The following is a 25,143-nucleotide window of genomic DNA, read 5'->3' as shown; positions in this document are numbered from 1 at the left end:
CATGCTGACTGCGGCCAGATGATCAAAGACGCGATGATCAAAGGCCGGCAATCAAAGGCTGACAATCAAAGGCTTGGCCGTCGCCGGGCTCTCCTCGTCGCGGGTTCAGTTCAATAACGCCAGTCTTCCGGGGCGCTCAGGCCGCCCCGGATTTGCGTGGCGGCGCAGTCTCGGCCGCATTCACCGCCGCCTTCGCCGCCTCGGCGAGCGTGTCGGCGGAAATGATCGGCAAACCGCTCTTCTTGATGATGTCGCGGCCGGCCTCATAATTGGTGCCCGACAGGCGCACGATCAGGGGCACGTCGACGTTGATCTCCCGGCAGGCCTTGACGACGCCTTCGGCGACCCAGTCGCACCTGTTGATGCCGGCGAACACATTGACGAGGATCGCCCGCACGTTGCGGTCCGACAGCACGAGGCGGAACGCCGCCGCGACGCGTTCGGGCGAGGCGCCGCCGCCGACGTCGAGGAAGTTGGCCGGATTGCCGCCCGCGTATTTGATCATGTCCATCGTCGCCATGGCGAGGCCGGCGCCGTTCACGATGCAGCCGATGTTGCCGTCGAGGCCGACATAATTGAGATTGTGCTCGGCGGCCTGGACCTCGCGGGGGTCTTCCTGCGAATGGTCGCGCATGTCGGAGACGGCGCCGCGCCGGAACAGCGCGTTGTCGTCGAACGACATCTTGGCGTCGAGCGCCAGCACGCGGTCATCCTTGGTGATGACGAGGGGGTTGATCTCGACCATGGTCGCGTCGAGATCGCGGAAAGCCCGGTAACAGCCAAGAATCGTCGAGACCGCGCGGCTGACCTGTTTCAGGTTGAGGCCGAGGCCGAAAGCGAGTTCGCGCGCCTCGAAGGCCTGCAGGCCGACCGCCGGCTCGACCACGACCTGGAGAATTTCTTCCGGGTGGGTCTTGGCGATTTCCTCGATCTCCATTCCGCCGAAACGGGACGCGATGATGCGCACGCGCTCGACTTTCCGGTCGAGCACGAAGCCGAGATAGATTTCACGCTCGAAGGGTTCGGCGGCTTCGATATAGACGCGCTGAACGACCTTGCCCTCAGGGCCCGTCTGATTGGTGACGAGAGTCTTGCCGAGAAGTTCGGTCGCGGCGGCGCGGACCTCGTTGTAGGTCTTGCAGAGCTTGACGCCGCCGGCCTTGCCGCGGCCGCCGGAATGGATCTGCGCCTTGACCGCCCAATGCCATCCGCCGAGTTCGGTGGCGCAATACACCGCCTGGTCGGGACTGTAAGCGATCGCTCCGCGTGGCGTCGCCACGCCGAAATTGCCCAAGATTTCCTTGGCTTGATACTCGTGAATGTCCAGCTTCCCCTCCTCCGACTTCTGTTGTCCGCTCCGCAAGAAGCGAACTCAAACTTTCACTAAAATTTCGCCGGACGCGCCCAGGCTTGTTGTTGAACCCTTGGTTCGGTTGTCCGAGTGTTTTGCGCGGGACGACCGGGATCCGGAGCGCTTCCGAAAACCTTATTTAAAATTCCAGGACGCATCAACTCATCCGTTGACGGCTTGCATAGACACTTGAAATGCGACTTGCAACAAATGCGACTTGCAACGGATCCGACCAATGATCTGCAAAGGTTTGGATGAGAGGAACGTCTTGGATAGGAAGAACGGCTTGGATCAAAGGAACAGCTATGACTAGAGAGACGGCTTGGTCTATGAAGAGCGCGCGCCGTTTCGCCGCCATCGAGTTCGCCGCCATTGACTTCGCCGTTATCGGTCTGCCGTCGACCCGCGCCGCGTCGGCGCCGAGCCTGACTCCTTCCTGACGAAGCGGCGAGAAAAACGGTTGAAACGCGATTATTCGCGGTTATAACGGCAACGCGCGGAAAAAAACAAGATTGTCGTTTTTCGAGGCCGGCGCGCGGTTCCATTTTGCCGGACGCCGCAGACCGGGATAAATTTTTCTTCTACGCCGTCCTTTCGTTGACGCATCACCCGAATTCCGCCGCCCCGTTCGGCGATCCCTGCTCACCGCGCCCAGATGAGGCGGAAAAATCCTCATGATTTCTGATCCCCGGCAATTGCTCCTTGATATGTTCAGCGCGGCGGTCGGCGCGGCCTCGCCCGCCGTTTGTCTTCCCGCGCATCTGCCCCCAAAGCCGCTTGGGCGCACCATTGTCGTCGGCGCCGGCAAGGCCGCGGGCGCGATGGCGAAGGCGGTCGAGGATCATTGGGACGGGCCGCTCGAAGGTCTGGTGGTCACCCGTTACGGCCATGGCGCGCCGTGCAGCCGCATCGAAATCGTCGAGGCCGGGCATCCGGTGCCGGATACCGCGGGCCGCGAGGCGGCGGAGCGCATCTACGCCATGGTGCAGGGGCTGACCCCGGACGATCTGGTTCTCTGCCTGATCTCGGGCGGCGGCTCCGCCTTGCTGGCGTTGCCCGCGGCCGCCGTGACGCTGGCCGACAAGCAGGGGATCAACAAGGCTTTGCTGAAGAGCGGCGCGACGATCTCCGAAATGAACTGCGTGCGCAAGCACCTGTCTGCGATCAAGGGCGGCAAGCTGGCGGCGGCGGCGGCTCCCGCCCGGGTCGCCGCGCTGCTGATCTCCGACGTTCCGGGCGACGATCCCTGCGTCATCGCCTCGGGTCCGACGGTGGCCGACCCGACGACGTCCTCCGACGCGCTGGCGATTTTGGAGAAATACGGGATCGGGGCGCCGGCGCATGTGCGCGCTCATCTCGAATCGCCGCAGTCCGAGACCCTGAAGCCCGGCGATCCCCGTCTCGCCGGGGTCCAGAACGTCATCATTGCGACGCCGCAAATGTCGCTCGAAGCGGCCGCTGCGGCGGCGCGGCGCGCGGGCGTGGCGTCCCTCATTCTCGCCAGCGACATCGAGGGCGAGGCGCGCGACGTCGCCCTTGTTCATGCGGCGATCGGCCGCCAGAGCTACGATTTCGGCCAGCCGATCGCGCCGCCTTGCGTGCTGATCTCCGGCGGCGAGACGACCGTCACCGTCCGCGGAACGGGACGCGGCGGCCGAAACGCCGAGTTTCTGCTGGCCCTCGGGGTCGCCCTCGACGGCCATCCGGGCGTCCATGCCTTCGCCGGAGACACCGACGGGATTGACGGCACCGAGGACAATGCGGGGGCTCTCCTTGCCCCGGACAGTCTGGCCCGCGCCGAAGCGAAGGGAATCAAGGCCAAGGCGAAGCTCGCCGATAACGATGGGTATGGGTTCTTTTCGGCGATCGGCGATCTCGTCGTGACGGGTCCGACGCGAACGAACGTCAACGATTTTCGCGCGATTCTGGTCCAGCGCTGACCGCCGCGCCGGCGCTGAACCCGGCGGCGGCAGACTTAAAATTCCTGCGCGGGGCGAGGCCCCGGCGGATGACTCGCTGCATTGACTTATGCTAGTCAGTGTGATCGTGGATAACGAATAAATGGCTATCGAAGATGGAGAATGAATGATGGCGGGCCGACACTTTCTTTTTGTCCCCGGACCGACCAATGTCCCCGACCGCGTTACGCGGGCCATGGTGGTGCCGATGGAGGACCATCGGTCCCCCAAATTTCCCGAACTGACTCTGCCTTTATTTCAGGAATTGAAGAAAGTCTTCAAGACGACCGACGGACAGGTTTTTATCTTTCCTTCCTCGGGCACAGGCGCCTGGGAATCGGCGCTGACCAACACCCTCTCGCCCGGCGACAAGGTGCTCGCCTCCCGTTTCGGCCAGTTCAGCCACCTCTGGATTGATCTCGCCCAGCGGCACGGCCTCGACGTTCAGGTTCTCGAGGAAGAATGGGGCACCGGCGTCAAGCCCGACAAGATCGAAGAGATCCTGCGCGCCGACAAATCGCATCAGATCAAGGCCGTCCTCGCGGTCCACAACGAGACCGCCACCGGCGTGACCAGCGACATCGGCGCGGTCCGCAAGGCCATGGACGCGGCGGGCCATCCCGCGCTGCTCTATGTCGATGGCGTCAGCTCGATCGCGAGCCTTGATTTCCGCGCCGACGAATGGCGCGTCGACCTTGCCATCGCGGGATCGCAGAAGGGGCTTATGCTTCCGGCGGGACTTGGCTTTGTTTGCGCCAGCCCGAAGGCGCTCGCCGCCTCGAAGACCGCGCAGCTGAAGCGCGTCTATTTCGATTTCGACGACATGACCAAGGCCAACGCGACCGGTTATTTCCCCTACACCCCGGCGCTCCCGATGCTTTACGGCCTGCGCGAAGCGCTCAAGATTCTGTTCGAGGAAGGCCTCGAGAACGTGTTCGCCCGCCATCACCACCTTGCCGGCGGCGTGCGCGCTGCGGTCAAGGCGTGGGGCCTCAAGACCTGCGCCAAGGAAGCAAAGTGGGATTCCGACACGGTGACGGCGATCCTGACGCCGCCGGGAATCAACGGCGCGGACGTGATCTCCACGGGCTACCGCCGGTATAACATCTCCCTCGGGGCCGGTCTGTCCCAGGTGGCCGGCAAAGTGTTCCGTATCGGTCACCTTGGCGATCTCAACGAACTCATGGTTCTTGGGGCGCTCGCGGGCGCCGAGATGGCGATGGCGGACAACGGAATCGATGTGAAGCTCGGCAGCGGCGTCGCCGCCGCGCAGACTCACTTCCGCGCCTCCAATGCGGTCGGCGAAAAGAAGTCCGCCGCCTGAGCCAGGCGAGATTCGGGACGCACGCTCGCGAAATAGAGCCTCAAGGCGCGCCGGAAATTTTTGGCGCGCCTCGAGCGCTCATAAAATCGCGTGGCGAGGCCCGTGTCGAGAGCCTTTTCGGCTCGCGCGACTGAGCTAAATCGAGACTTGGCCTCCTCAATCGAGACCTGCCTAAACGAGACATGGCGCCGGTCAAAAGGCGCGAGTTCGAAATGATTGACGACGAGCGCGCCAGGACAAAGATCCTGGCGTCGCGCGGCCTCGACACCGGCGCCTCATGGGGCGTCTCATTGCAAATTACCGCAAATTTTCGCAAATCTTCGCAGGCGCGGCGGCGAACAACATCCCGGCAAACGTTCAGAGAGCGACATCACCGTGCAACATTCGATTGTTTTTCTCGACCGCTCGACCCTCGACGCAAACGTGAGGGCGCCGAATTTTGCAAACACCTACAAGGACTATCAGGTCACCGCCCCCGGGGAGATCGTCGACCGTCTGAAGGGCGCGACCATCGCCATTATCAATAAGGTGCCGATGCGCGAGGCGACCCTCGCGCAGCTTCCGGATCTCAAATTGATCGCGGTCGCCGCGACCGGCACGGATGTCGTCGACAAGGCCTATTGCAAGGCGCGCGGCATTGTCGTCTCCAACATCCGCAATTACGCGTTCAACACGGTTCCCGAACATGTCTTTGCGCTCGCGTTCGCGTTACGGCGCAACATCGTCGCCTATCGCGACGACGTGCGCGCCGGCAAGTGGCAGGAAGCCGACCAGTTCTGTTTCTTCGACCATCCGATCCGCGACATGCGCGGTTCGACGATGGGAATCGTAGGCTACGGCGCGCTCGGCAAGGGAGTGGCGCGCATCGCCGAAGCCTTCGGCATGAAAGTGCTGCCCTATGACGTATTCCCGCAGCCGGGCCTCGTCGATCTCGAGACCTTGCTGCGCGAAAGCGACATCATCACGTTGCATGCGCCGTTGACGCCCGAAACGAAAAACATGATCGGCCCGCGCGAGCTGCGGCTGATGAAGCGGGACGCGATCCTGATCAACACCGGCCGCGGCGGCCTCGTTGACGAGGCGGCGCTCGCCGAAGCCCTGACCGAAGGCGTGATCGGAGGAGCCGGATTCGACGTGCTCACGGTCGAGCCGCCCAAACAAGGCAACATACTGCTCGATCTGCGGCTGCCGAATTTGATCATCACCCCGCATGTCGCGTGGGCCAGCAAAGAGGCGATGCAGATCCTCGCCGATCAACTGATCGACAACGTCGAGGCGTTCGCCGCCGGCAAGCCGCAAAACGTCGTCGAGGCCTAGGACGCAGACGCCGAAACGTGAATTCGGGCTTGAGACTCATCTGTAGCGGAGGAAAAAAGTATGTCCACGGACATCGAAATCGCCCAGCAAGCCAACATGCAGCGGATTACGCAGCTGGCGAAAGAAAAGCTGGGCATTGACGATGAATATCTTGAGCCTTACGGGCACTACAAGGCCAAGATATCGCTGGACTACATCGAAAGTCTCGCCGACAGGCCGGACGGCAAGCTCATCCTCGTCACCGCCATCAGCCCGACTCCGGCGGGCGAGGGCAAAACGACGACCACCGTCGGCCTCGGCGACGCGCTGAATCTGATCGGCAAGAAAGCCTCGATCTGTCTTCGCGAACCTTCGCTTGGTCCGGTGTTCGGGATGAAGGGCGGCGCGGCGGGCGGCGGCCACGCGCAAGTCGTCCCGATGGAGGACATCAACCTTCATTTCACAGGCGACTTCGGCGCCATCGGCCTCGCGCATAATCTTCTCTCCGCGATGATCGACAATCACATTCACCACGGCAACGAACTCGGTTTCGACATCAGGCGGATCGCCTGGAAGCGCGTCGTGGATATGAACGACAGAGCGCTCCGGGACATCGTCGTCGGCCTCGGCGGCGTCGGCAACGGCTTTCCGCGGCAGGACGGTTTCGACATAGTCGTGGCCTCGGAAATCATGGCGATCTTCTGCCTCGCCACCTCGATCAAGGATCTCAAGGAGAGACTCGGCAAGATCGTCGTCGGCTACACCAGGGAGCAAAAGCCGATTCTCGCCGCGGATCTGCACGCCCATGGCGCGATGGCCGTGCTTTTGAAGAACGCCTTGCAGCCCAATCTCGTGCAAACGCTCGAAAACAATCCCGCCTTCATCCATGGCGGCCCGTTCGCCAACATTGCGCATGGCTGCAACTCGGTCCTCGCCACCAAGACCGCGCTGAAACTCTCCGACTATGTCGTCACGGAGGCGGGATTTGGCGCCGACCTCGGCGCGGAGAAGTTCGTCGACATCAAATGCCGGAAATCCGGACTGCGCCCGCAGGCGGCCGTGATCGTTGCGACCATCCGGGCGCTCAAATATCACGGCGGCGCCGACCTCAAGGAACTCAACACCGAAAACCTTGCAGCGCTCGCGGACGGAATCGCCAATCTCGAACGCCACGTCAACAATATCCGCAACCATTTCGGGCTGCCCTGCATCGTCGCGATCAATCATTTCACGTTCGATACAGACGCTGAAATCGACCTGCTCAAAAAGAAACTGGCGCATCATGAAGCGCCGGTGGTCGTGTGCCGCCACTGGGCCGAAGGAGGCAAGGGCGCCGTCGACCTTGCGCGAACGGTCGTCGATCTCATCGATAAGACGCCCAGCGATTTCCGGTTCGTCTACGAAGACGACGCGACGTTGTGGGACAAGGTCACGGCCATCGCGAAAAAGCTCTATGGAGCCAGCGAGGTCACGGCGGACCTCAAGATCAGAAATCAGATCAAGAAGCTGCAGGACGCCGGCTACGGCCATTATCCGGTCTGCATCGCAAAGACGCAATATTCGTTCTCGACGGATCAGAAGCTTCGCGGTGCGCCGTCCGGCCACGAGATCAACATTCGCGAGGTGCGCCTCGCCGCCGGCGCCGAATTCATCGTTCTCGTCTGCGGCGACGTCATGACGATGCCTGGGCTGCCCAAGGTGCCGTCCGCGGTCAAGATCGACCTCGACGAACAGGGTAAGGTCGTCGGCCTGTTTTAGAGCGCTTTCCGATCGCATGGAGTCATGCGATCGATCAGAAACCGTTCCAGAGTCAAAGACTTGAGCATGTTCTTGTCGATGGGATGAATTCAATCCAATCGGAATATGCTCGAGCTGAGGTCCTTTCCCGTCTCTGATGGGGGAGCGAAATCCGTCCGAGCTCAATCAGCGGAGCGCCCTGTGCTCCGCTTGCCGGCGAGAACCGCCGCCGCCGCTTTACCGATCTGAGCATCGGGAGGCGCAGGCCCGGCGAGCCGAACGGGTCCGTCGTTCGGGCTAGATCCCCAGGATAGGCCGGACGAGACGCAAGGCGAGGCTGCGGAACCGCAAGGGCGAGTTGGTCACCGCGAGGCAAACGCATCCGGTCTCGGGGCCAGCCTTTGGCGTGTGCTCGACGGTTTCGTCCACGTCGGCGACGTCGCCGCGCTCAAAAACGCAGCCGCCGTCGTGAAGGCTCCCGAACAATATCAGGGTCAGCTCGCGGCCGCCGTGGCCGTGTTCGGGCACCTCCATCCCCGGAGGGAAGCGCAGCAATCGGACCTGCGTTTCAGGATCGCCGGTCTTGATCTCGACGCGCGCGGCGGTGAACCCGACACGACGCCAGCCGAGTTCGGCAAGCTCGCCCCCGGCGTATCCGCGCAGGGGTTCGGGCAGATCATGAGAGCATGGCGTGCTTTCCGCGCACCCGCGTTGCTGAGATTGCAGCGGGTTTGCGTCTGTGATGCGGGCCATGACGCTTGCGAGACTCCCCGTGGCCACGGGCTCGGCCCCGGCGCAGTCCAGCATCCAGCCGCCAATGGCCTCAGCCGACCGGTTGCGGCTGCGGCAACGCGGGCAAAGGGCGAGATGAGTCGCGACAAGAAGGCTCCAGCCTTCGGACAGGCTTCCGGCCGCATAACTGACGAGAAGATCGTCGCTGACGTGATGACGGATGCTCATCGTCCCTCATCCTCTGACTTTTCCAGAGACGAACGCAGTTTTGCGAACGTCATCCTGATCCGGGATTTTACCGTGCCGAGCGGAACCCCGAGCCGGGCGGCGATGGAGCTGTGCGACAGGTCCTCGTAAAAGGCCAGTTGCAGCAGCTGCTGTTCGGTCTCGGACAGGGCGGCCATCGCCTTGCGCAAACCGGATTCTGCTTCCTGGCGGACGATCGCCTGATCGGCCGGCAGGTCCATTTCCGGGACCAACGCCGGATCGCTTGGATCGATCTCGGGCCGCCGGCCGCGCCGGAACGCGTCGATGCGGAGATTTCGGGCTATGGTGAAAATCCAGGTGGCCGCGGACGCCTTCGCCGGATCGTATTGGGCCGCCTTCCGCCAGACCATGACCATTGTTTCCTGCATCACCTCGTCGGCGATCGAGGGGTCGCGGGCGGCCCGCAGCAGGTACGCCTTGAGCCGAGGGGCGTAATATTCAAAGAGCGCCGCGAAGGCTTCGCGATCGCCGGACCGGCCAATCGCGACTAATCGCTCAGCCATCCGAACCGCTTCCGGAGCGTCTGAAGGCGTCTTGCTTTTGGTCGACGGCGTTTGCACCGTTGAATTCCGACTATGGGCTTTCGCCGCTCCTACACCACGCGAACCCCGGCGCACAAGCGCGCCATGTCCAAACATGCGGTAATCGAGAGGTCCGAAAAGCAAAAGTGACGACGCCATGGCCATGATACGCGGGGCGGGGCGCGGCGGATCATCGGCCAGCCGCCTTCGCCGCCGCCAGCTGTCGGCAATTCGTCGCCAAACTTTGCTAAGTCCCGCGTTGATCACTATCTGAGCAAGAGTGGTCGATCGCAGGCGCTGTGCTTAAGCCGGGCCCGTTCGAGCGCCAACGTTCATCCAGCATTTCCAAATTTTTGGAGTGACAGCCATGTTTGACGCAAAGGAACTCTTGAACGTGCTCACCGGCGGGGTTCCCGGTTCGGGCCGCGATCCCGCGGCGGCCGCGGCGGATGCTCTGGAGCGCGGCAAGCAGGCCGCGAGCGAGGCGGCGAACAGCGCCGCCGCGGCGGTGTCCGGGGCCCTCGGCCAGGCGAAGGATCGTCTGGAAGGCACCGAGGCCGCCGGCTATGTCGGCAAGGCGAAGGATGTGGTCGATCAAAATCCGTTGGGCGCGGTCGCAGCTCTTGGCGGCTTGGCGGCGGTGCTTCTTGGCACCAGGGGCGGGCGGGCGGTGACCGGCGGAGCGGTCAAGCTCGGCGGCCTCGCGGCGATCGGCGGGATTGCTTATAAAGCGTTCCAAAATTATCAGGCGGGCCGCCCGTTGACCGAAGGCGTTCCGGGGCTTGAACAGCTGACCAGCGCTCCCGAAGGGTCCGGCTTCGCGGAAACGGCGCATTCCAACGATTCGGCCCTGCTCCTCGTTCGCGCCATGATCGCGACCGCCGCCGCCGACGGGGTGGTGGATCCCGCCCAGCGGGCGAGGATTCTCGGCGAATTGAAGGAGGGCGGCCTCAACCCGCAAGCCGCCGAATTTCTTGACGCTGAGATCGCGCGTCCCTCGACGGTCGCGGACATCGCGTTGGGCGTCGGTTCGTCAAAGGAATTGGCGTTGCAGGCGTACACCGCCGCCCATCTCGTCGCGGAGAGCGCTCCGGAGAAGGCTTTCCTGAACAGTCTCGCCGAAGCTCTGGCGCTTGATCCAAAGCTGGTCGGGCAATTGGACGCCGCGGTTTTGGCCATCGCCCCGACATCGCATTAGTTCCGACGGCCCGTTCGCGCGGAACGCCTCGCCCTTTCGCAGGTCCTAAGTCCTCAAAGGGTCGAGAGACACGAGAGAGGATGTCCGAATCCTGCGGGCCTCGCACCCGGGAGGAGAATCCGGCCCAATTGATCTTTCGCGAGCCGACCGCCAGGATCAATACATCGCCGGGAGGAAATCAGGATGCGGTCTCCGGACATTCGGACTTGGACGACGCCGCGCGATTGCGACCTTAAATTACGCGAAATCAAGAATCACGCCGGTCTTTCGATTCGCGTCCTCCCGAACGGGTGCGTTTTTTCGATCGAGCACAGGCAATCTGCCGCGCCCATTCTCGTCAACCAGCTCCTTGGCGCGGCCGTGGGCGGCGGTGCCGGAGCGCTTTTTCTGCGGGTCCGCGGCGAGCGGCCGCTTCTTATCCGGGCGTTGGGGCCTCAGCCATCGATCCGTTTCGCGGCCTTCCCGGACAGGTTTGTCTGGGAAGGGGAGACAGGCGGGGTCCGCCATCGCGCGATCCTTTGGCTCCATCCAACCGAACCGGCGTGGGTCTGGCGACTTGAGGCGGAGCATGACGCGGACGGCGCCCTGATGGCCGATGCGCTCTTCGTTCAGGATCTTGGCCTTGGCGAGCGTGGTTTCCTGATGAACAACGAGGCCTACGCCTCGCAATATATCGATCATCACATCGAGCGGCACGGGCTTTATGGGCCTGTCGTCATGAGCCGCCAGAATCTGGCGCAGGACGGGAAAAACCCATGGGCGGTCCATGGCTGCCTCGATGGGGCCGCGGCCTTCGCGACCGACGGCAAGCAGGTCTTCGGCCCCGCGTTTCGCGATTGCGCCGAGCCGCCGTTCGGCTCGGGGGCCGATCTGCCCGGAATTCGCCTCCAGCACGAGATGGCCTGCGCCGCGGTTCAATCCCCCCATGTCGCTCTTGTCCGCGGAACGAAGGCGGTCTGGAGATTCTTCGCCCTCTTCGTTTCCGATCATCCGGCGGCCTCCGGCCCCGAGGACCTCGCGCGGATCGACGCCTGTTCCTGGCCGGATGTTCGGGTTCCCGCCGCAATGGGCCGCGGGGATCTGGCGTCGCCGGATGTCAGCCTCGTTCAGGCCGCCGCCGCCGTTCCGGCGCGCGATCTCGACGACACGGATCTGCTTCGCCTCTTCCCCGACCGTCTTCGCGAGGAAAGGATCGACGGACGGCTTCTGTCGTTTTTCATGCCGGATCCGCCGCACAACCGCCATGTGGTCCTGAAGGCGAAGGAGCTGCTCATCACGAGGCGCCATGGGGCCTTGATGCGGTCGGGCCAGGCGATGCTGCCCGACGAGGAAACGCTCTGCGCCACGGGCTGGATGCACGGCGTCTTCTCGGCCCAGCTGACGATCGGCAACACGTCGTTCCACAAATTGTTTTCGGTTTCGCGCGAACCCTACAACGTCATTCGCTCCAGCGGTCTGCGCATGCTGGTCGACGCGGGCGAGGGCTGGCGGTGGTTGACCGTTCCATCCGCCTTCGACATGGGCCTTGGCCATTGCCGCTGGATCTATCGCTTCGACGCTCGGATCATCTCGATCCGCGCGATCGCTTCGGGCGCGGATTCCGCGATGCAATGGCGTGTCGCCGTGGACGGCGAGCCGTGCCGATTCCTGGTCTTCGGGCATCTCGCCGCAGGGGAGCGCGAACTCGATCACAAGGGCCGGATCGAAGCGGACGCCGCCGCCCGACGCTCAGCGCTCCGTCCGGATCCGGATTCGCTTTGGGGACAGCGCTTTCCTCAAGCCGTCTATCATCTCGTCACCAGCACGCCGGACGCGATCGACGCATGGGGCGGCGACGAACTTCTCTATGCCGACGGGCGCCCCCGCGCCGGCGACTATCTTGCGTTCCGGACGCTCCCGACGCGCGAACTCTGCTTCGCCGTCACGGGGTCGATGGACGATCCGGCGCGCGCGGAGCTTCTGGCTGATCGATACGCACGGGGCGTCCGCGACGAAGACATGCAGGCGCCCGCCGCCGCTTACTGGCGGCGCGTGACGCGCAGCCTTCGCATCGAGGACGGCGGGGACCGCGGCGAGGCCCTCGACGTCTTTTTTCCCTGGCTTGCGCATGACGCGATGATTCATCTGACCTGCCCGCACGGCCTTGAGCAATATACCGGCGCGGCCTGGGGAACGCGCGACGTCTGCCAGGGTCCCGTCGAATTCCTTCTCGCCCTCGAGCATGACGCGCCGGTCAAGGAGATCCTGCGCATCGTGTTCGCGCAGCAGTACGAAACGAAGGGGGACTGGCCGCAATGGTTCATGCTCGAACCCTATTCGGCCATTCAGGATCGATCGAGCCATGGCGACGTCATCGTATGGCCGCTCAAGGCCCTCAACGATTATCTCGAGGCGACGAACGATCTTGGTTTTCTCGATGAGCCGGTCGCATGGCGGCGGGAGGACACGCTGGAAAAAACGGCGCGGACCGACAGCGTCGCCGCGCATGTCGAGAAATTGCTCGCGGTCGTTTGCGCGCGGTTCATTCCGGGGACCAGCCTCATCCGCTATGGCGAGGGAGACTGGAACGATTCGTTGCAGCCGGTCGATCCAAGGATGCGCGACTGGATGGTGAGCAGCTGGACGGTCGCGTTGCTGTTTCAGCAGCTTTGGCGTTACGCCGAAGCGCTGCTCCGCGCGGATCGCCCCGCCGCTTCGGCAAAAGCCCGCGACCTCGCCGCCCGGATAGAAGCCGATTTCAACCGCCTGCTCATTCGCGATGGCGCGGTCGCCGGCTATGGCGTGTTCGCGCCCGGAGGCGGCGAGCCGGAACTGCTCATTCATCCGTCCGATGCGCGCACGGGTCTGAAATATTCCCTGCTCCCGATGACGAGGGGGATCATCGGCGGCCTGTTCACGCCGGACCAGGCGGCGCATCACCTCGCGCTCATTCGCGCTCATCTCCTTTTTCCCGACGGCGTCAGGCTGATCGACCGCCCCGTCGTCTACAGGGGCGGCCCGCAAACGATATTCAAGCGCGCCGAGTCCGCCTCCTTTTTCGGCCGCGAGATCGGATTGATGTATGTCCACGCCCATCTTCGTTACGCCGAGGCCATGGCGGGACTGGGCGAAGCCGGACCGCTATGGGACGCGCTGCAGGTCGCGAACCCGATCGCCGTCACCGACCTGTTGCCCCAGGGCGGCCTGCGCCAGCGCAACGCCTATTTCAGCAGCAGCGACGCGGCGTTTGCCGACCGTTACGCGGCCAGCGCCGAATGGGCGCGGGTGGCGGCGGGACAGATCGAGGTCGAAGGCGGATGGCGCGTCTATTCGAGCGGCCCGGGCCTTTACGCCAATGTCCTGATCCGCTTGCTCTTTGGCCAAAGACGCAAATGGGGAGAGCGGATCGCGCAGCCTTTGCTTCCCTCGGGGCGTGTGGAGGCGCGGCTGCGGTGGGACGACGTTCAGGCGTGATCTCTCAAACGGCGCCGGAATATGCTCTAAAGGCGCGGCGCGTTCAGGGTCCGACGTAACGCACATTATTGCCCTTCGGGTCGACGATCATCGCGCCGGGCGCGACAAGCGGCTCCGCCGCGGACCGGCCCGTGGTCAAGCCGGCTGCAACCGGAAGCGCACTGGAGCCTGTACGGTACGGGTCCATTGCGAGAAGGGCCTTGCGCGCCCGTTTCGGGATGCCGGCGTCCCGGACCAGGGCGAAATCATCGATTTTGTGATGAGGACCGGCGTCTCCAGTGAAAACCTTGATCCCGGAATGTGTCATCACCGCATCGCCTTCGCGGAGGCTCTCGTCGTCAAGAAGCACAGGCGCCGGGCGCGCCGCCTCCCGCGATCTGCAACAGGCGTCTTTGTCGTCCCACTTCGGATGGCGCAGGACAATCTGCTTGGTCGCGCGCCGGTGGTCGTCGCGCGTTGGATGATGTTCCGCGAAACGCCGTGACGACCGCAGATGAAAGAACCGATGGCTGTGCGCCTCGCGCAAACCGCGCGGCTGCGGCGCATAATTGCTCGGCGCGGGCTGCGGCGACGAAAACAGAAAATCGAAAAATCCCGCGTTCGCAGTATTGAGCGAGATCGGCAGCGTGAAGGACGCAAGCGCAAGCGCAAAGGTCAAAGCGCGCGCGCTCCCTTGGGAAATAATCAAGGCGTGCCTCCCGGAAATGATTTGAAAATAAATGATCGAGCCAAATACGGACGAAAAGATATTTTAGAAATTTATGGCTTCTATCATATGACACGGGCGTCATGAATTCAAGGCGCGACAGGCTCAACGGACGAATCCGCCTCCCGCCCTTGCCGCCTTCTCCCTTGCCACCTCCTCCCCTGCCGCCTTCGCCTTTACGCTCCGCCGCTTATGCGGCCTTGGCTTCCGAAAGCGCATCGAGCGCGCGGTCCTGCTGACGCCGCATCCAGGTTCCGACCGCGGCGCCGTCAACGCCCAGATCACTCAGCACCGCCGCCGCCATGTCGAGCCCCGGCGGCATGCTGCGGTCGACGACGGGGGTGAGGCCCGCCGCGAGGAAATCCTCGATGCTCGCCGCGTCGGAAATGGCCGCGAATCGTTTCAGGTCGGGATAATATTGGTCCGCCAGAGGCGTCAGGGCGCGGGAGATTTCGAGCGTCGGTTCGGTAATCACCGCGATCTTGCGCTGATGCATCTGGACCGGCTCCCAGATGCGGGGATCGGCTCCGTCGCCGAAAAAGACGGCGTAACCGTCGGCGATTGCGTCGGCGTAGCGGCTTTGGTCGCGTTCGATCGCCTGGTAGCCGATCTCGAATTCGTTGAGGGCGTCGGCGACGGTTCGGCCGGTCTGGCCCATGCCGACGATCATGACCGGCGCCGCGAGATCGCGTTCCAGTTCCTCGCTGTCGATCGCTGTCCGGCGCCGCGCGCGCAGCCGTCCCGCCAGAGAGCGGCCAAGCTGCGCGAGCGTTGGCGTCAGGACGAGGCTCAGCGCCACGGCGGCGATGACGACGGACGTGGCCTCGTCGCCGATCAGCTGGCGCATCGGCGGAAGGCTCAAGATCACGAAGGCGAACTCTGATCCTTGAGCGAGAAGGAACCCCAGTTGAAGCGACCCCGGCCCCGACCAGCGGAAGAGGAGGCTCGACAGAGCGTTTGTCAGAACCTTCGTGGCGATGAGAGCGAGCGTCGCGCCGATCACCTGCGGCCACAAATCCCGGAGCGCGGAGAGATTCAGCGTCAGTCCGACGGAGATGAAAAAGAATCCCAGCAGCAGGCCCCGGAACGGTTTGGTTTCGGCCTGAATGATCGGCCGGTAGGGGGTTTCGGCGATGATCATGCCGCCAAGGAATGCGCCAAGGGTCAGCGACAGACCGATCGATCCTGTCGCCCAGCTCGCCGCCAGCGCGACCAGCAGCGCGCTCGCGGTGAAGACCTCCTCGTTGTTGGTTCGCGCGATCAGGTCGAACAAGGGCCGCACGACGATCCGGGCGAGGACGACGGCGACGCCGAACGCTCCGGCGGCCTTGACGAGCGCGAGCGCCAGATGGGGAAGGATCGCGCCGCCGTCGCCGCCGAGTTCATTGACGACAATGAGGAGGAAGATGGCGGCGACGTCCTGAAAGATCAGGATGGCCGTCGCGGTCAGCCCGACGGGACAATTCTGCTGGCCCCGTTCGGCGATCAGCCGTGCGACGACGGCGGTGGACGACAGCGCGAGCGTCGCGCCGAGCAGGAAAGCCGGGAGCGGCGCCATCCCGCCGAGGATCGCGAGACCGCCGAGGCCGAGGGCGCCGAGCGAGACCTGCACCGGTCCAAATCCGAAGATGTCGCCCGCCTGTTCCTTGATATGGCCGAGTGAAAAATGCAGTCCGATGTCGAAAAGCAGAAAGACGACGCCGAGTTCCGCCAGGAGGGAAACCGTGGGGGTCACCTGAAAAAGCTGAACCCCGCTCGCCTGAAGTCCGATTCCGAGCGCAAGATAACCGACGATAGGGCTGAGACGGGCGGCGCGGCAGACGACCGCGGAGACGACGCCGCCGAACAGCAGCGCCAGAACGGGAGCGAGCGAGGCCAGAATGGGAACGGGGTGCTCCATCAGCGTCAGCCGCCGCTCATTTCGAGAAAACGATGGATGTCGGCGACGACCACCGATCCTTCGCCCACCGCCGAGGCGACCCGCTTCGTCGATCCCGAGCGGACGTCGCCCACCGCGAAGATCCCGGGCAGCGAGGTTTCATAGGGAGACGTCGCGTGAGCCGCCGCCGCCGCTCCCGTGACGACAAACCCCTTCGAATCGAGGGTCAGGCAGCCGTCGAGCCAGTCCGTGTTCGGCGACGCGCCGATCATGACGAAGACATTCCCGATCGGCCTCGTCTCGCTGGCGCCCGTGGCGCGATTGGACCATGTCACGGAGCGCAGTTCGCCGTCGCCGCGCAATCCGGTGATCTCCGTCTGCGTATGCAGCCTGATCCGGGGCGACGCTTCGATCCGCTCGATAAGATAGTTCGACATCGTCGCCGCCAAGCCTTGCCCCCTCACGATAATATGGACGCAGGACGTGGACCGGGAGAGAAAAACGGCGGCCTGCCCGGCGGAGTTTCCGCCGCCGACGACAACGACTTCCCCCTCGCCGCAGAGTTTCGCCTCCATCGCGGTCGCCGCGTAATGGACGCCCTGGCCCTCGAATTGAGCATAGTTTTCGACGTCGAGCGTCCGGTAGCGCGCGCCCGTCGCGATGACAAGCGTCTTCGCCCTGATCGCTCCGCCGTCGTCGAGGCGCACGCGGTACGGCCGCCCCGCGCAATCGACGCCCGAGGCCTGGCGCGAGATCGCCAGCCGCGCGCCGAATTTCTGCGCCTGAACCTGAGCGCGTCCGGCCAATGCCTGACCCGAGATGCCGGTGGGAAATCCGAGGTAATTTTCGATTTTCGAGCTGGTTCCCGCCTGTCCGCCCGGGGCCTCGACTTCGACGACCAGCGTGTCGAGGCCCTCGGACGCCGCATAGACCGCCGCGGCGAGGCCGGCCGGCCCGGCGCCGACGACAACGACGTCGCGAACGTGTTCGGGATCGATCTGTTCGGTCAATCCGAGACTGTCGGCCAAAGCCGAATTCGGCGGGTTCAGGAGGATGTTCCGACGCGTGTCGATCACGACCGGAAGCTGATCGGGGGAAATCTTGAAGCAATTGAGGAAGCCGCCCGCGCCCCGATCAAAATCCGTGTCGAGCATGCGGTGCGGATAGCCGTTGCGGGTCAGGAACCGCTGCAGCCGGATCGTGTCCGCCGCGTGCGCGGGGCCAACGAGGATGACTCCGCCCTGCCCATGGCGGATCATTCCGACCCGACGAAGAATGAACGCCCGCATGATGATTTCGCCGATATCGCTTTCCGCCGTCACGAGGCGTCGGAAATCGGCCCGCTTGATCCGCACGACCCGGGCGTCCGGTCCCGCCCGCGCGCTGACCAGAATCTGACGGTCATTGAAGAGGTCGAGTTCGCCGGTGAACTGGTGTTTTCCGTGGACAGTGATGACCTGCGGGGCGCAACCGTCGCGCTCGTCGAAAATCTCTATGGAGCCGTCGAGAACGAGGAAAAAATCGACACTGCGCTGGCCCCTCTCATAAAGGAGGATCCCCTGCGCCGGCTGTTCCTCGGCTCCGAAGGCCGCAGCCCGCGCCGCCTGCTCCAACGTGAGAACGGGGAACGTCTGGGTTTCGCGCTCGTAGGGATCGCTCGCATCGCCTTGCGCGAACTGCGGGGTCAATTCAGGTTTGGCGAGCTTCATCGGGCCTCCGGCTGAACGTGGCGACCGCTCGAGCATATTCTGATCGGATTGAATCAATCCGATCCCAAGAATATGCTCAAGCCTTTGAATCTGGAGCGATTTCTGATCGACCGCATGACTTCATGAGATCGGAAAGCGCTCTGGAGCATATTCCGATCGGATTGAATCAATCCAATCGATAAGAATATGCTCAAGTCTTTGACTCCGGAGCGGTTTCTGATCGATCGCATGACTTCATGCGATCGGAAAGCGCTCTGGCGCCGCCGCGCGGATTTCGCCCGGCTGAACACATCTAATCTGGTTTTTTGTCGTGCGGACGGCGGCTGCAAGGCTAAATTATAGGCGGTCCTGTTTCGAGGCCCGCGTCATGCCGGCATTAGGCCAAGTCAAAAATCAGCAATTCAGCCTTTTCGCCTTCATTCTCGGAGGAAAGTTTTGCGCCCTCGAAGGACAATTTTGGTTCGCCGCTGATGGCGAGGCCGTCTCCCGCCGCAACCGCGATTCCATTGACCTTGGCGGCCCCTTTGACGACCTGAACCCAGGCGTGCCGTCCGGTCGCGACAGAAAGCTCCGCCGCCGCGCCCGGTTCGAGGGAGCCGCGGTAAATCCGCGCATCCTGATGCAGCTCCACGGCGCCGGGGCCGCCCGACGGCGCGGCGATCAGATCAAGCTGCGCGGGAGCGCTCACCGGAGGAAGCGCCGCTTGTTCATAGCCGGGCGCGATCCCGGCGCGTTCGGGCGCGATCCAGATTTGCAGAAAATGGACGGGATCGGTCTTCGACGCATTGAATTCGCTGTGCCGGATGCCCGACCCGGCGCTCATCCGCTGAATTTCGCCAGGTCGGATGACGGAGCCGTTGCCGATGGAATCCTTATGCTCCAGCGCCCCGTCGATCACATAGGAAATGATCTCCATGTCCTGATGGGCATGCGGGTTGAACCCGGCCCCTGGCTTGACCCGGTCTTCGTTGATGACGAGCAAATCCCGGAATCCGGTATGGTTGGGGTCGCGGTATCCGCCGAATGAGAACGTGTGCCGGCTGTCCAGCCAATCGATTTTGGTCGGGCCGCGTTCGCCGGCCTTGCGCAATTTCATCATTCGCGTCTCCGGAATTTATGAGGCCTCGGAATTTATGATGCTTGGCAGTATATGGGCGGCGCGAACGCATGCGCCAAGACCAATGCGCCAAGGCCAACGCGCCGAGCGAGGAAGGCGCGCCGTAACGTCCGGAGGGCGCGGAGGGAACGCGTGGAGGGCCAAATCCCGCCACCGATGGGTTTTCTAACGCTTCGTCTGATCGCGGGCCTCGTCCAGCAAGGCGCGCAGCGTCCGCCGCAGGCCATGAATCTGGTCGATCAGGTGGAGAACGACCGGAACCGCCTCATCGTTGACGCCGAGGTCTTGCCGAAGGTCGTTGATGAGCCGGGCGCGCGCGACATCGGCGTCGGAGAAGGTCGCGCCGGCCTCACTTCGATGCGGGACCAGCCATTCGTCCCTGATCCAGATTTCGAGCGTCTCGATCTCGAGCCGGGTTCTGGCGAGGAATTGGTCGCGGTCGATCATTCAGGCCTCCATTCCCGCGCGCGGGTTTTGAATTTTCCCCGCGGCCCAGTTCGCCATGAATTCCTCAAGCTCCGGATCGATCTTGTCCGGGAGCGCGACTTTGAGATTGACATACTGGTCGCCGCGCCCGCCGTCCGGCCGCGCGGCGCCCTTGCCCTTGAGGCGAAGCACCGCGCCCGTGCTTGAGCCCTTGGGCACTTTCATCGCGACGGCGCCGGTCGTCGTCGGCACGCGCACCTCGCCCCCGAGAACGGCCTCGGCGAGGCCGATCGGCAGGGAAAGATGGATATCGTCGCCCTCCCGGGTGAAGAAGCGGTGCGGCTTCACCTCGATTTCGACAAGCGCGTCGCCGGGCTTGCCGCCGCCCATCCCGGGCTCGCCCTTGCCGCGAAGCCGCAGGATCTGGCCATCGCGCGTGCCGGGGGGGACGGCGACGTCAAGCGTCGAGCCGTCCGGCAAGGCGACCCGGTTGGTCGCGCCATTGACCGCGTCGAGAAACTCGACCGGCAGTTTGTAGCGCAGATCCCGGCCGCCGGCGTTGGCCCGCGCGCGCCGGAACAGACCCGACAGAATGTCGTCGTCCATCATGTCGGCGTAGCCCGCGTCGTTCTGGTAGCGGCCCGCGCTGTCTCCGGCGTAGTCGCGGTAGTAATTCTGCGGCGGCCGCTCCGCGCCGGACGCATCGATTTCGCCGCGGTCGAACCGGGCCCGCTTTTCCGGATCGCTCAAAAGATCGTAGGCCGAGCCGACCGCCTTGAACTTCTCCTCGGCCTCGCGATTGCCGGGATTAAGATCGGGATGCAGCTTTTTCGCCAACTGGCGATAGGCTTTGCGAAGTTCGTCGGCGGAGGCGCTTTTGGACACGCCCAGAAGTTCGTAAGGGTCTTGACTCACCAGGGTTCCTCGCGGGTTCGATCCGCCGGCGCGCCGCGCCTGTCGCGCGCCTGTTGGAAGGCCATTCTATCGCGCCCGCCGGGAAATGTCGCCGCGCGGGAAAGGAAGTCCTAGAGCATATTCCGATTGGATTGAATTGATCCAATCGACAAGAATATGCTCAAGCCTTTGACTCTGGAGCGATTTCTTATCGATCGCATGACTTCATGCGATCGGAAAGAGCTCTATCGCGCGCGCTCGAACTTCGCCACGGCGGCGCCGTTTGGCCCCGGCGGGCTTCTCACGACGAGTTTGCCGTCCTCCAGCGAAACGAACCGGACGAGGCTGGCGCCGGTCATGGTCTCGTTCCAAGACACGTCGGGATGCAGGGTGACCTTCAGCGCGGCGCCATAGGCTTCATCGGTAAAGGGCGCCGAATAGCCGATCATGGTTTTCGCCAGTTCGGCGTAGCCCTCCTCGTCATGGGCCGCCTTCCTTCCCTCGGCGACCACGATGAGCGTGCAGCGCCGGTCGGCGCCGACGATCAGAACGCCGTTGGGATGCGCTCCCATCGGCAGGCTGGTTTCCCCCGCCGCATCCTTATGCACGTAAGACACGATCCGCCATGTGCCGACAATGTCGCCTGGCGCAAGCGCGGCGGCGCGGACGCCGGCGGCAAGCGCGCAGAGTCCACAAAATGCGATCAGCGCGGCTCGTATTTTCGATTGGGGTTTGCGCGGCATGAAGATTTCCTCGCCAAATTGGATCATGAAACGCGTTTATCGACGGCCGCGCCTTCAGCGCAGGTTGATCCCGGCGCAACGGCCGTCTTCCGTCTTGAAATAAATCGGGTCGCAGGGACTAAAATCGTTATCGCACATCGGCCGGCAAGCAGGCTTCGGTCTATAGGAAGCCTGCGCGCCCCAGGGAACGCCGGGCGGATAGGGGACGGCCGCGGGTTCGCCCGGCTGGAGGAACGGCTGGGCCTGCGCCATGGCGACCGCGCCGGTCAAAGCGACCGCGAGGAGGGCGATCTTACAACTCATTGGCGAGGCTCCGTCCGTTTGCTCGCGGGATCGTATTCTCCTGCAAACCTTAAGGCGCTCATAAGGCGCCGTCGCGGGATTTGGAAGGCGCAATCGGCGGATCATTAGCTAAATGATCCGCCCGGAAAGAGCCCCGACCCCGGCCGTGAGCGCCATCGCAAGCGCGCCCCAGAATGTGACGCGCAGGGCGGCCGGACGGTATTCGGCGCCTCCCACCCTTGCGGCGAGAGCGCCAAGGCCCCACAAAAACACGAGCGATGTCCCGGCGACACAGCCGACGATCCGGCGTTCGGGGACAAACATGGCGACGCCAAGCGGCATCGCCGCCCCGAACGCGAAGCTCGCAGCCGAGGCGAGCGCCGCCTGGATCGGACGTGCGGTCAAAGTCTCCGATATGCCAAGTTCGTCGCGGGCGTGAGCCCCAAGCGCGTCATGGGCCATGAGCTGATCGGCGACTTGCGCCGCGAGGTCTTGATCGAGTCCGCGCCCAACATAGATCGCCGTCAGCTCTTTTCGCTCGGCCTTGTCGTCGGCCTCGAGTTCCGCGCGTTCGCGCTCGAGTTCCGCGTTCTCTGCGTCCGCCTGCGAATGAACGGAGACATATTCGCCCGCGGCCATCGCCCCTGCGCCGGCGACGAGGCCGGAAACGCCGGCAAGGATGACATTGGCGTGGCCCGCATGGGCCGCGGCGACGCCGAGCACAAGGCTCGCCGTCGAGACAATTCCATCGTTCGCGCCCAGAACCGCCGCTCTCAACCATCCGATCCGGCTGGTCACATGCCTCTCTCTGTGCCTTGGCGGCATAACAGGCGTCTCCTATTTGACAAGCTGAAGGTTAGCGCAAACGCCGCGGTTCGCGTTAAGGTTCTTTTGGAATTGACCGGGAGCCGATTGGCGCGCCGACTCGCGCCGCCGCAACATATGATAGAGTAGCGCGTTTCGATCATCGTGACGGAACCAATCATGGCCGGCGTTCGCCGCCGGTCGCGCCGCCGCAAAGGATTCCATGGAAACGTCCGACGCCGCTGGATTGTTCGTCTTCGCCGCCGCTTGTTTCGGCGCGGCCTCTTCCGGCGCGCTGTTTCGTCCCGGAAAATGGTACGCAAACATCAGGAAGCCCTGGTGGACGCCGCCGGACTGGTTGTTCGGGCCGGTCTGGTCCATCCTTTACGTCATGATCGCCATTTCGGGCTGGCTCGTCTGGCGCCGCGCCGGTCTTGCCGGAGCCGCCGCGCCGCTGGCGATTTACGGCGCGCAGCTTTTGTTGAATGCAGGATGGTCGGGACTCTTCTTCGGGCTGAGGCGGCTCGATCTCGCTTTCGCGGAAATCGTCGTTCTCTGGCTCTCGATCGCCGCAACCATCGTCGCTTTCGACGGCGTGGATCATCGCGCCGCTTTGCTGCTCGCGCCCTATTTCGTCTGGGTCAGTTTCGCTTCGGCGCTGAATTTCGCCCTGTGGCGGCTCAACCCTTCGCCTGTGTCCCGCGAACTGGCCTGAGAGCCGGGCGAAATGTTCTTATTTCGCCGGCGGCGTGCACACCACGGTTTCCCGCAGCACATAACAGACGGACATCGTCCCGGTGCGCAGATCGACCCGGAACACCGCGCCCTCGCTGGCATGGTGGGACGCGACGAGGGAATATTCGCTAGGAGTCTGTGGGCCCGCGCCTTCGCCGGGGGGATAGCAGAGCGTGATTCCGACCGAGCCCTCCTTCACGCTGTTTTCTTTCAATCCATATTGGCAAGCGCCGACTTCGCCCGTCGCCCGGTCGAGACGATAGATGCGATTGACGTCGATCGCCGGGCAGGGAAGAAATTCGTAATTCGCGGCGATTGCGCCTTGCGCGAAGACCGCCAGGGCCAAGCCGGCGACGAGGCCCAGGCCGGATTTGGACAAAACGGCTTTGGACAGAGAGGGGTCGGACCAAGGGAAAGACAGGGAGCGCGGCGCCATCTTGAAGCCCTTTCATGAAGCTCTTGCGTGAAGCTCTTGTATGTCGCTCTTGCGCGCCGCCCTGGCGGGCCACGAATTTCGTCAATCTTCGAACAGCGCGGGCCGCGGTCGGCGCGGCGGCGGGCTTTGGACGCCGCTTTGGCCGGTTTCGACAGGTACGCGTAATCAGGATAAAAGCCAAGATCGGCGCGGCGCAACGGGTGGAGAGGCGCGCGAGACCGCATTCTCGCGGACTCTTTCATCCATCCTTGAGATCTCTTGCATCCGCCCTTGAGATAATGCGACTCTTGGAGGATGAACGGGGTTCCGGGCCGCCGCCATAATTTGGCCGGTCGCGTTCGTTAACCGGATCTGCAGGGGGAGAGTCAGTTGTTCCGCCGTTTATGCGCCTTCGCTCTCGCTGGATGTCTTGGCGCGGCTCCCGCTTCCTCGGAGGTCGTGCGCGCGCATTACACGGTGTCCCTTGTCGGACTCCATATCGGCGACGCGGTGGCGGTGGGGTCGATCGATCCCTCGTCCTACCGGATCGATTTCAATGTCCACCTGACCGGCGTCGCGGCGATGGTGTCGAACGTCAAACTGGCCTTGCGTTCGACCGGCGCGTTGCGCAACGGCGCCGTCGCTCCCGCCACTTTCACGACGATTTCGTCGAACGACCGCGAAACGCGAACCGTGCGCATGTCGCTCAACGCCGGCAATGTGAAGGCGGTGGATATTTCGCCGCCTTGGGACGACCTGTTCAACCGGGTTCCCGTGACCGAGGCGCACAAGCGCAATATCCTCGATCCGTTGAGCGCCTTCGTCATGGCCGTTCCCGAGGGGCAGCCTCTGGTGGGGGCTTCGGCCTGCAACAGGACTCTCCCGGTCTACGATGGGTTCGTGCGGTTCAATGTCGCGCTGTCCTATGTCGGCACAAGGGACGTTTCCGTCAGCGGCTATTCGGGTCCCGTGTCGGTCTGCGCCGCGCGTTACACCCCGATTTCCGGGCATAAGCGCGACTCCCGGTCCGCCAAGTTCATGTCGGAAAATCGCGAGATCGAGGCGTGGCTCGCGCCCCTCCCGCACGCGCATGTCGTCGTCCCGTTGCGCGTCGCCCTGACGACGCTGGCGGGCGCCGCCGTCATCGAAGCGGTGGATTTCACGATCCAGGCCAGCGACGTGGCGGCGACGACCGCGCATTGAGGGGTCTTGCTCGGCAAGGCTTCGGAGCCTTGAATCGCCGGCAAGGGCTTCCAGGACCCTCACACGTAAACTTCCAAGATTTCGCCAAAGACCTGGCGCCAAAGACTTGCCAAATAAATTTCCAAAAAGCCCGCCAAATAAATTTTAAGGCCCGGTTGACAGAAGAGGCCTCCCGAGTCCGTGCGCCATCTCGCTGCTTCGTCTGGCCGAAGGGTTCGAAAATCTTCCAATTCCCAACCTTTAGTCGCAACCGTCGTCAGCCCGTCAACATGGTGTGGTGAACAAACCCGGACTCGAGGCGGGTCGCCGATTCGGGCGTGATTCGTTCGTCTCCTGTTCGAGATCTAAAGAAAACTGCCAGCAACGGCGCCATTGTGATACAGAAGCGAAAGG

General features: G+C 63.6%; 21 protein-coding genes. 8 read left to right on the top strand and 13 right to left on the bottom strand.

The window, feature by feature from the left end:
* Positions 1–136 precede the first annotated feature (136 nt).
* Entirely contained in the window at positions 137–1,327 is a 1,191-nt protein-coding gene (locus tag BM177_RS00400) for a malate--CoA ligase subunit beta (RefSeq protein ID WP_091677275.1), read from the bottom strand.
* Between the two features lie 698 nt (positions 1,328–2,025).
* On the opposite strand from BM177_RS00400, the gene BM177_RS00395 reads away from it, so the two are divergent.
* The 4 genes from BM177_RS00395 (at position 2,026) to BM177_RS00380 (ending at position 7,687) form a co-directional block, all read left to right on the top strand.
* Entirely contained in the window at positions 2,026–3,291 is a 1,266-nt protein-coding gene (locus BM177_RS00395; protein ID WP_091675762.1) for a glycerate kinase type-2 family protein, read from the top strand.
* A 148-nt stretch (positions 3,292–3,439) separates the two neighbouring features.
* Entirely contained in the window at positions 3,440–4,633 is a 1,194-nt protein-coding gene (locus BM177_RS00390; RefSeq protein ID WP_091677273.1) for an aminotransferase class V-fold PLP-dependent enzyme, read from the top strand.
* 375 nt (positions 4,634–5,008) lie between these two features.
* Positions 5,009–5,950 carry a D-2-hydroxyacid dehydrogenase gene (locus BM177_RS00385; RefSeq protein ID WP_091677269.1) on the top strand — a complete coding sequence of 314 codons (942 nt, stop codon included), beginning with the start codon at positions 5,009–5,011 and terminating at the stop codon, positions 5,948–5,950.
* A 60-nt stretch (positions 5,951–6,010) separates the two neighbouring features.
* On the top strand, positions 6,011–7,687 hold the full coding sequence (locus tag BM177_RS00380) for a formate--tetrahydrofolate ligase (RefSeq protein ID WP_091675760.1): 1,677 nt from the start codon (positions 6,011–6,013) through the stop codon (positions 7,685–7,687).
* Positions 7,688–7,963: 276 nt separating this feature from the next.
* Here BM177_RS00380 and BM177_RS00375 read toward each other — a convergent pair whose 3' ends face one another.
* Both BM177_RS00375 and BM177_RS00370 read right to left on the bottom strand, forming a co-directional pair.
* Positions 7,964–8,626, bottom strand: coding sequence for a ChrR family anti-sigma-E factor (locus tag BM177_RS00375; protein ID WP_091675756.1), 663 nt, complete (start codon positions 8,624–8,626; stop codon positions 7,964–7,966).
* Positions 8,623–9,168, bottom strand: coding sequence for a sigma-70 family RNA polymerase sigma factor (locus BM177_RS00370; RefSeq protein ID WP_175492442.1), 546 nt, complete (start codon positions 9,166–9,168; stop codon positions 8,623–8,625). Before BM177_RS00370 ends, BM177_RS00375 begins: the two co-directional genes overlap by 4 nt.
* A 385-nt stretch (positions 9,169–9,553) precedes the next feature.
* On the opposite strand from BM177_RS00370, the gene BM177_RS00365 reads away from it, so the two are divergent.
* Both BM177_RS00365 and BM177_RS00360 read left to right on the top strand, forming a co-directional pair.
* Entirely contained in the window at positions 9,554–10,384 is an 831-nt protein-coding gene (locus BM177_RS00365) for a tellurite resistance TerB family protein (RefSeq protein ID WP_091675752.1), read from the top strand.
* Between the two features lie 183 nt (positions 10,385–10,567).
* Complete coding sequence (locus BM177_RS00360; RefSeq protein ID WP_091675748.1) at positions 10,568–13,837, top strand: cellobiose phosphorylase; 3,270 nt, start codon at positions 10,568–10,570, stop codon at positions 13,835–13,837.
* Positions 13,838–13,880: 43 nt separating this feature from the next.
* Here BM177_RS00360 and BM177_RS00355 read toward each other — a convergent pair whose 3' ends face one another.
* The 9 genes from BM177_RS00355 to BM177_RS00315 all read right to left on the bottom strand — a co-directional run bounded on the left by BM177_RS00355 (position 13,881) and on the right by BM177_RS00315 (position 22,418).
* A complete protein-coding gene (locus BM177_RS00355) occupies positions 13,881–14,495 on the bottom strand; it encodes a hypothetical protein (protein WP_139223458.1) in 615 nt (204 codons plus the stop codon).
* A 238-nt stretch (positions 14,496–14,733) separates the two neighbouring features.
* Entirely contained in the window at positions 14,734–16,443 is a 1,710-nt protein-coding gene (locus BM177_RS00350; RefSeq protein WP_091675738.1) for a cation:proton antiporter domain-containing protein, read from the bottom strand.
* Between the two features lie 5 nt (positions 16,444–16,448).
* Entirely contained in the window at positions 16,449–18,131 is a 1,683-nt protein-coding gene (locus BM177_RS00345) for an FAD-dependent oxidoreductase (protein ID WP_091677261.1), read from the bottom strand.
* Between the two features lie 376 nt (positions 18,132–18,507).
* Positions 18,508–19,230 (bottom strand): pirin family protein, encoded by a 723-nt coding sequence (locus BM177_RS00340; protein ID WP_091675735.1) that lies wholly within the window; start codon positions 19,228–19,230, stop codon positions 18,508–18,510.
* A 183-nt stretch (positions 19,231–19,413) separates the two neighbouring features.
* Positions 19,414–19,695 (bottom strand): chaperone modulator CbpM, encoded by a 282-nt coding sequence (locus BM177_RS00335; protein WP_244532010.1) that lies wholly within the window; start codon positions 19,693–19,695, stop codon positions 19,414–19,416.
* Positions 19,696–20,589: a DnaJ C-terminal domain-containing protein gene (locus BM177_RS00330; RefSeq protein WP_091675732.1), complete on the bottom strand. Its 894-nt coding sequence runs from the start codon at positions 20,587–20,589 to the stop codon at positions 19,696–19,698. It lies immediately after the preceding gene.
* Positions 20,590–20,813: 224 nt separating this feature from the next.
* Complete coding sequence (locus BM177_RS00325; RefSeq protein ID WP_175492441.1) at positions 20,814–21,311, bottom strand: lipocalin-like domain-containing protein; 498 nt, start codon at positions 21,309–21,311, stop codon at positions 20,814–20,816.
* Positions 21,312–21,365: 54 nt separating this feature from the next.
* On the bottom strand, positions 21,366–21,614 hold the full coding sequence (locus BM177_RS00320) for a hypothetical protein (RefSeq protein ID WP_139223457.1): 249 nt from the start codon (positions 21,612–21,614) through the stop codon (positions 21,366–21,368).
* Positions 21,615–21,722: 108 nt separating this feature from the next.
* Positions 21,723–22,418, bottom strand: a complete 696-nt coding sequence (locus BM177_RS00315; RefSeq protein WP_091675722.1) for a VIT1/CCC1 transporter family protein — start codon at positions 22,416–22,418, stop codon at positions 21,723–21,725.
* Positions 22,419–22,620: 202 nt separating this feature from the next.
* On the opposite strand from BM177_RS00315, the gene BM177_RS00305 reads away from it, so the two are divergent.
* Positions 22,621–23,112, top strand: coding sequence for a TspO/MBR family protein (locus BM177_RS00305; protein ID WP_091675714.1), 492 nt, complete (start codon positions 22,621–22,623; stop codon positions 23,110–23,112).
* Positions 23,113–23,130: 18 nt separating this feature from the next.
* On the opposite strand, the gene BM177_RS00300 is transcribed toward BM177_RS00305, so the two are convergent.
* The gene (locus tag BM177_RS00300; protein ID WP_244532009.1) at positions 23,131–23,568 is read right to left on the bottom strand and encodes a hypothetical protein; all 438 of its coding nucleotides are present in this window, start codon (positions 23,566–23,568) and stop codon (positions 23,131–23,133) included.
* 369 nt (positions 23,569–23,937) lie between these two features.
* Between BM177_RS00300 and BM177_RS00290 the strand changes: the two genes are divergently transcribed.
* Complete coding sequence (locus BM177_RS00290; RefSeq protein ID WP_091675706.1) at positions 23,938–24,750, top strand: DUF3108 domain-containing protein; 813 nt, start codon at positions 23,938–23,940, stop codon at positions 24,748–24,750.
* Positions 24,751–25,143 lie beyond the last annotated feature (393 nt).

Source organism: Methylocapsa palsarum, assembly GCF_900114285.1.
In the GTDB taxonomy this organism is placed as follows: Bacteria; Pseudomonadota; Alphaproteobacteria; order Rhizobiales; family Beijerinckiaceae; genus Methylocapsa; species Methylocapsa palsarum.
The sequence above is the reverse complement of the archived record's forward strand: the minus strand, read 5'-3'. Positions and strand labels throughout refer to the sequence as shown.

Coding starts and splice junctions, on each gene's coding strand:
- BM177_RS00395 (WP_091675762.1), top strand. CDS start 2,026: ATGATTTCTGATCCCCGGCAATTGCTCCTTGATATGTTCAGCGCGGCG.
- BM177_RS00300 (WP_244532009.1), bottom strand. CDS start 23,568: ATGGCGCCGCGCTCCCTGTCTTTCCCTTGGTCCGACCCCTCTCTGTCC.
- BM177_RS00345 (WP_091677261.1), bottom strand. CDS start 18,131: ATGAAGCTCGCCAAACCTGAATTGACCCCGCAGTTCGCGCAAGGCGAT.
- BM177_RS00305 (WP_091675714.1), top strand. CDS start 22,621: ATGGAAACGTCCGACGCCGCTGGATTGTTCGTCTTCGCCGCCGCTTGT.
- BM177_RS00370 (WP_175492442.1), bottom strand. CDS start 9,168: ATGGCTGAGCGATTAGTCGCGATTGGCCGGTCCGGCGATCGCGAAGCC.
- BM177_RS00350 (WP_091675738.1), bottom strand. CDS start 16,443: ATGGAGCACCCCGTTCCCATTCTGGCCTCGCTCGCTCCCGTTCTGGCG.
- BM177_RS00390 (WP_091677273.1), top strand. CDS start 3,440: ATGGCGGGCCGACACTTTCTTTTTGTCCCCGGACCGACCAATGTCCCC.
- BM177_RS00335 (WP_244532010.1), bottom strand. CDS start 19,695: ATGATCGACCGCGACCAATTCCTCGCCAGAACCCGGCTCGAGATCGAG.
- BM177_RS00315 (WP_091675722.1), bottom strand. CDS start 22,418: ATGCCGCCAAGGCACAGAGAGAGGCATGTGACCAGCCGGATCGGATGG.
- BM177_RS00325 (WP_175492441.1), bottom strand. CDS start 21,311: ATGCCGCGCAAACCCCAATCGAAAATACGAGCCGCGCTGATCGCATTT.
- BM177_RS00365 (WP_091675752.1), top strand. CDS start 9,554: ATGTTTGACGCAAAGGAACTCTTGAACGTGCTCACCGGCGGGGTTCCC.
- BM177_RS00380 (WP_091675760.1), top strand. CDS start 6,011: ATGTCCACGGACATCGAAATCGCCCAGCAAGCCAACATGCAGCGGATT.
- BM177_RS00340 (WP_091675735.1), bottom strand. CDS start 19,230: ATGATGAAATTGCGCAAGGCCGGCGAACGCGGCCCGACCAAAATCGAT.
- BM177_RS00320 (WP_139223457.1), bottom strand. CDS start 21,614: ATGAGTTGTAAGATCGCCCTCCTCGCGGTCGCTTTGACCGGCGCGGTC.
- BM177_RS00360 (WP_091675748.1), top strand. CDS start 10,568: ATGCGGTCTCCGGACATTCGGACTTGGACGACGCCGCGCGATTGCGAC.
- BM177_RS00375 (WP_091675756.1), bottom strand. CDS start 8,626: ATGAGCATCCGTCATCACGTCAGCGACGATCTTCTCGTCAGTTATGCG.